General features: G+C 68.8%; 4 protein-coding genes. All 4 read right to left on the minus strand.

Going from position 1 to position 5,984, the window contains the following annotated elements:
- Nucleotides 1–1,624: beta-ketoacyl [acyl carrier protein] synthase domain-containing protein (locus BN11_RS09670; RefSeq protein ID WP_162213202.1), on the minus strand; the 1,624-nt coding region annotated here is incomplete at its 3' end.
- 35 nt (nt 1,625–1,659) lie between these two features.
- Nucleotides 1,660–3,366 carry an acyl-CoA dehydrogenase family protein gene (locus tag BN11_RS09675; protein ID WP_048697083.1) on the minus strand — a complete coding sequence of 569 codons (1,707 nt, stop codon included), beginning with the start codon at nt 3,364–3,366 and terminating at the stop codon, nt 1,660–1,662.
- Between the two features lie 49 nt (nt 3,367–3,415).
- The gene (locus BN11_RS09680) at nt 3,416–5,656 is read right to left on the minus strand and encodes a (Fe-S)-binding protein (RefSeq protein ID WP_201329250.1); all 2,241 of its coding nucleotides are present in this window, start codon (nt 5,654–5,656) and stop codon (nt 3,416–3,418) included.
- A 37-nt stretch (nt 5,657–5,693) separates the two neighbouring features.
- Nucleotides 5,694–5,984: electron transfer flavoprotein subunit alpha/FixB family protein (locus tag BN11_RS09685; RefSeq protein WP_048697086.1), on the minus strand; the 291-nt coding region annotated here is incomplete at its 5' end.

The following is a 5,984-nucleotide window of genomic DNA, read 5'->3' on the forward strand; positions in this document are numbered from 1 at the left end:
GCGCGGTGCCGGCCTGGGCGGCGGCAAGGGCTTCGCGGACCTTGCCGAGCACCTCGGCATCGTCGCGACCGCCGAGGACGAGGGCACCCCGCAGGGGCGCCTTGGCGGGTCCGCCGGCGGCACCGGGGCCGGCGACAGGCGCGGAAACCGTTGCTGCGGAAGGCACTTCAGCGGAGGCGAAGACCTTGGCCGGAGCCTTGTGTCGGCCGGGAATGTGCTCCTCCAACACCACGTGGAAGTTGGTGCCGCCGAAGCCGAAAGCGCTCACGGCGCCGCGCCGCACACCGTGCGGGCTGTCGGGCCAGGCGCGCAGGCTGGTGTTGACCTTGAATGGGATCGAGCCCCAGTCGACGTTCTCGTTGGGGTTGTTGAAGTTCAGGCTCGGGGCGAGGACCTTCTCGTGCAACGAGCGGACCATCTTGAACAGGCCCGCGGTGCCGGCGGCCGCCTTGAGGTGGCCGATGTTCGACTTCACCGAGCCGAGGGCAACCGATCCGGGTGCCAGGTTCGAGGAGCCGAAAACCTCTGTGAGCGAGGCGAGTTCGGCGGCGTCGCCGACGCGTGTCGACGTGCCGTGGGCCTCGACGGCCATCACGGTGGCGGGGTCGAGACCGGCCTGCTCCCAGGCTCGGCGCACGGCGAGTTGCTGGCCGATCGGGTTGGGCGCGGTGATGCCCTTGCCCTTGCCGTCGGAGCTGCCGCCGACCGACATGATCACCGAGTAGATCCGGTCGCCGTCGCGCTCGGCGTCCTCCAGACGCTTGAGCACGAACAGGGCGGCTCCCTCGCCCATGACGAAGCCGTCGGCGCCGGAGTCGAACGGCCGGGTGCCAGTGGCGGACAGGGCGCCGATCTTGCAGAACTTCACGAAGGCGTCGATGCCCATGTTGCGGTCGACGCCACCGGTGACGACGGCATCGTATTGGTGATCAACCAGGCCGAGGATGGCCGAGTTCAGGGCCGCAAGTCCGGAGGCGCAGGCCGCGTCGGTGGTGAAGTTGGGGCCGCGCAGGTTGAGCAACTGGCAGACCCGGCCGGCGATGACATTCGCCAGCTCACCGGGCATGGTGTCCTCGGTGATCTCGAAGGTGTTGTCGAGGTAGCCCGCACGCGTCTCCTCGACGATGCGCTGCTGGACGTCGGCGGGCAATCCCTGGAGAGTGGCCGACTCCTGCAGCCTCTTGATCACCTCCGGCAGGCGCACGCGCATCGAGGACAGGTAGTGCTTCTCGCCACCGATGGCGTTGCCGAGGATGACGGCGACATTGTTGCTGTCGACATTCCACTCCGGCCAGCCGGCGTCGATCAGCGCCGCGCGGGCGGCGCTGATCGCCCAGCGCTGGCCCTCGTCCATCTGAGCAGCCACGGTCGGCGGCACGGGCAGGCGCCACTTGATCGGGTCCCAGTCGAACTCGCGCACCCAGCCACCGATGGTGCTGTAGGTCTTGTCGCGCGCTCCGTGGTCCGGGCTGAAGTAGAGCGCGGGATCCCAGCGCTCCGGGGGTACCTCAGTGACGCTGTAGCGCCCGCCTTTGATGTTGTCCCAGAAGGCATTCGCCGACGGCGCCTGCGGCATGATCGCCGCCATCCCGACAACGGCCACCGGCTTTGGTGTGTTGGTCATCCTCGTCCACTCCCTGCGTACAGATATCTCGAAAGTCAGCCGTCGAGTCGTCCGTAGAGGACGTCGGCGATGTAGTCCATGTCGGTGAGCATCCCGGCCTGCGCGGCCCGGATCGCGTCGGTGGGCACTCCTGCCAGCGTGGCCAGGGCGGGAGAGCCGGGGTCGGCCGCACCCGCGACATACCGCGCCCCGTCGAGCGCGATGCGCTGGGCGGCCTCACGGGCATACACCCGCGCCATGGCGGAGGTGGCGGCGCCGTCGAAGCGGCCGGGGTTCTTCTCGTGCCGGGCTCCGTCCTGCGCCGCGGCAGCGGCCTTGGCGAACTCGGACGCGCCCTCGCAGTAGGCGATCAGCTCGCCGAGGCGGAAGAGCACGTGCTGGCTGCGGGTCAGGCGCCCGACCTTGCACGCCTCGAGGACCGCGGCCATCGCGCGGGCGCCGAGGGCGGCGATGCCGGCGCCGACGTCGGGCTTGCTGTTGTTCAGCTGCTCGAGTTCGGTCGCGAGGTCGGTGTAACGACGGCCCATCGACTTCAGGTGCAACTGCCACCGGTCGCGGGCGATCGTCATCTCCATGATCTCCGAGGTGCCCTCGTAGATGGTCGTGATGCGCACGTCCCGCTTGATCTTCTCCACGACATACGGCCGGGTGTATCCGTAACCGCCGTGCGCCTGGATGGCGGCATCCGCGGCCGCGTTACCGGCTTCTGTCGCAAGGTATTTCGCGATGGCACCTTCGGTGTTCATGGCGCCGTTCTCGCCGAGGCCGCGGTCGATCTTGTCGGCGGTGTCCTCCATGAACGCGCGGGCGGCCTCGAGCCGGACGGCGTGGGGGACGATCAGCTTGTGGGTGAAACCCTGCTTCTCCGACAGGGCGCTGCCGCCCTGGACCCGCTCCTTCGAATAGGCGATGGCCCGGTCGAGGGCCTCCCAGCCGCCGCCGAGACCGAAGGCCGCGACCATGAGCCGGGTGTAGCCGAAGACCTGCTGCGCCTGGACCAGGCCCTTGCCGGCCTCGGTCCCGATGAGGTTGTGCGCCGGCACCTCGACGTCGTCGAGGAAGAGGGCGGCGGTGTTGGACAGCCGCAGGCCGTGCTTGTCCTCCGGGGGGCCGGCGCTGAAGCCGGGGGTGTCCTTGGGGACGACGAACCACGTCGGGCCTTCGGGGGTGGCGGCGAGGATCGTGGTGAAGTCGGCGATGGAGCCGTTGGAGATCCACTGCTTGCGGCCGTTGATCTTGTATGCCGTGATCTCGCCGTCGTCGCCCGTGATCGGGTCGGCGGTGGTCGTCATCGCGCCGAGGTCCGAGCCGGCCTCCGGCTCGGTGGCGCCGTAGGCGAAGACGACGCCCTCTTCGGCGATGGCGCCGAGCCACTCCTGCTTCTGCTCCTCGGTGGCGCCGACGACGATCGGGTCGGAGCCGAGGAAGGTCGCGAACACCGCGGTCGCGAGGCCGATGTCCTTGCGCCCCATGGCTTCACAGACGCGGTAGCTGTCGAACGCTCCGCCGTCCATGCCGCCGTAGGCCTCGGGGATGAAGACCAACTGGACGCCCAGGGTGTTGGGGTCGGACATCGCCCGCACGACGTCCTCGGGGCACTCGTCCTCGTGGTCGAGTTCGAGGACTCGTTCGGGGGAGAGCGCCTCGTCGACGAAGTCGCCGAGCGACTCGATCATCATGTTCAAGGTGGTCAGGTCCAGCCCGGCTCCGCCGACATGGCCCGTGGTCGCGGTCTCGGTCATCGTTCTCTCACTTTTCTCTTCGGTCGTGTCGGGCTGAGGTGGTTCGTGGTCAGGAGACGGGGGTGGCACCGGCCGGTTCGGCCGGCTCGGGCGCCTGGTCCGGGCGGACCGAGCGCAGCAGGAGTTCGGCGATGTCGGTGACCTCGACCTGGCGGGTCAGGCCTTCGGCCTGCCGTTGGGCGATGCCGTCGCCGAGCATCGTGATGCAGAAGGGACAGGCGGCCGCGACCACGTCGGTCTGCTGCGCCAGTGCCTCGTCGGTGCGGTTGAGGTTGATGCGGGAGCCGAGGTTCTCGTCCATCCACATCCGCGCGCCGCCGGCGCCGCAGCAGAACGAGCGCTCGCGGGTGCGCTCCATCTCCTGGACCCGCATGCCGGGTATGCCGAGCAGGACCTCCCGCGGCGGGGTGAAGATCCGGTTGTGCCGGCCGAGATAGCACGGGTCGTGGTAGGTCACCGACTGCTCGACCCGGTTCACCGGGGTCAGGCGCTTGTCCTTGACGAGCTGGGCGAGCAGCGTCGAGTGGTGGATGACGTCATACGTCCCGCCGACCTGCGGGTACTCGTTGGCGATCGTGTTGAAGCAGTGCGCGCAGGTGACGACGATGCGCTTGGCGCCGGCCTCGTTGAGGATCTCGACGTTCTGCTTGGCGAGCATCTGGAAGAGGAACTCGTGCCCGATGCGGCGAGCCGGGTCGCCCGTGCACGACTCGCCGTCGCCGAGCACCATGAACTCCACGCCGGCCTCGTGCAGCAGTGTCGCGACGGCGCGGGTGGTGCGCTGCGCGGTCTCGTCCAGGGCGCCGGCGCAGCCGACCCAGAAGAGGTAGTCGACGTCGTCGGGGATCTTGTCCTCGCCGGCCATCCCGAAGACGCGCACCTCGAAGTCGAGGCCCTCGGCCCAGTCGAGGCGCTTGGAGGCGCCGCGGCCCCACGGGTCGGCCGAGTGCTCGAGGTTGTTGAGCATGACCGAGGCCTCTTCGGGGAAGGCCGACTCTATGAGCATCTGGTGGCGGCGCATGTCGAGGATGTGGTCGACGTGCTCGATGTCGACGGGGCACTGCTCGACGCAGGCGCCGCAGGTGGTGCACGACCAGATGACGTCGGAGTCGATGACCGCGTCCGGGCCGGTGGCGGTGTAGGCCCCCAGGGGGTTGTCCTCGGCATAGCCCGTCGCGCCGACGAGTGGCACCTCGGCGAGCGCCTTCACGTCATCGGGCAGCGACTCGCGGGCCTCCTCGGAGGCGGTGAGGTATGGCGCCTTCGCCAGCGCGTGATCGCGCAGGCCCATCATCAACACCTTGGGCGACAACGGTTTTCCGGTGTTCCACGCCGGGCACTGGCTCTGACAGCGGCCGCACTCGGTGCAGGTCGCGAAGTCGAGCAGGCCCTTCCATGTGAAGTCCTCGATCTTGCCGACCCCCATCAGGTCGTCCTCGCCCGGGTCCTCGAAGTCGACCTCCTTGCCGTTCGAATAGACCGGCAGTGCCGCGCCCAGGGCGCGGGGGCGGCGGGCGTAGGCGACATTGGGCAGCGAGGCGAGGATGTGCAGGTGCTTGCTGTAGGTCACGAAGACGGTGAACCCGAGCAGCACGGCCAGGCCGAGGAGGAGGAAGACGGTCTCGAGGATCTCGTTGGCCCGGTGCCCGAGCGGCTCGAACAGCTGCGCGATCCACTGCGAGGCGAAGGCCCCGCGGAGGAACTTCAACGGGCCGTCCGGGTTGTCGGCGGCCGAGAGGGAGAAGCCGCCGACGTTCTGGGCGTTGATCTGGGCGCCGCGGGTGAACAGCACGGTCCACACGACGTTGAAGATCATGAACAGCACGAACCACGCCGGGCCGAGGTGACTGCCGAAGAAGCGGCTCTTGCGGCCTTCCTCCTTGGGAGAGTTCTTGATCCGGATGATCGTGAAGGCGATGACCGCCGCGATGCACAGCAACGCGAAGAGGTCCTCGAGGAAGCCGAGGATGGGCCAATTGCCGACGACCGGCAGTTGGAATTTCTCGTCGAAGAGGGCGCCGAAGGCCTCGAGGACGGTCAGGAGCAGGACGCAGAATCCCCAGAAGACTGCGGCGTGGGCGAGGCCGGGCCCGGTCCAGCGCAAGAGCTTGCGCTGGGCCGCGACCTCGACGGCCTCGGCCTTGACCATTTCCCCGGTGGAGGACCGGCGGACGGGCTCGATGGGTTGCCCGGCCTTGCCGACCCGGTAGAGATAGCCGAGGCGGCGCCCCGCCATGCCCAAGGCGACAACGGTCATCAGCACGCCGAGGACGAGTCGGATCCAGTACATACGGGTCGCTCCTTCGCGAGGGTGGTGCGTGCCGGGCTCAGCCGCGGCGGGACTTGACCTGGTCGATCAGCGCCGGCAGCACCTGGTGCAGGTCGCCGACGACACCGAAGTCGCTGATCGCGAAGATCGGCGCCTTGGGGTCCTTGTTGATGGCGACGATGGTCTTGCTCGACTGCATACCCGCGCGGTGCTGGATGGCGCCCGAAACACCCGCTGCGACATACAGATTCGGCGCGACCGTCTTGCCGGTCTGACCGACCTGCAGGTCGTGGGAGGCCCAGCTGAGATCGGTGACGGCGCGGGTGGCGCCGACGGCGCCGCCGAGAGC

This window comes from Nostocoides australiense Ben110, from assembly GCF_001050535.1.
Taxonomy (GTDB): Bacteria; Actinomycetota; Actinomycetes; order Actinomycetales; family Dermatophilaceae; genus Nostocoides_A; species Nostocoides_A australiense.

Excerpts from the sequence above, each read along its gene's own strand:
- BN11_RS09675 (WP_048697083.1), bottom strand. The coding sequence starts at position 3,366 with ATGACCGAGACCGCGACCACGGGCCATGTCGGCGGAGCCGGGCTGGAC.
- BN11_RS09680 (WP_201329250.1), bottom strand. The coding sequence starts at position 5,656 with ATGTACTGGATCCGACTCGTCCTCGGCGTGCTGATGACCGTTGTCGCC.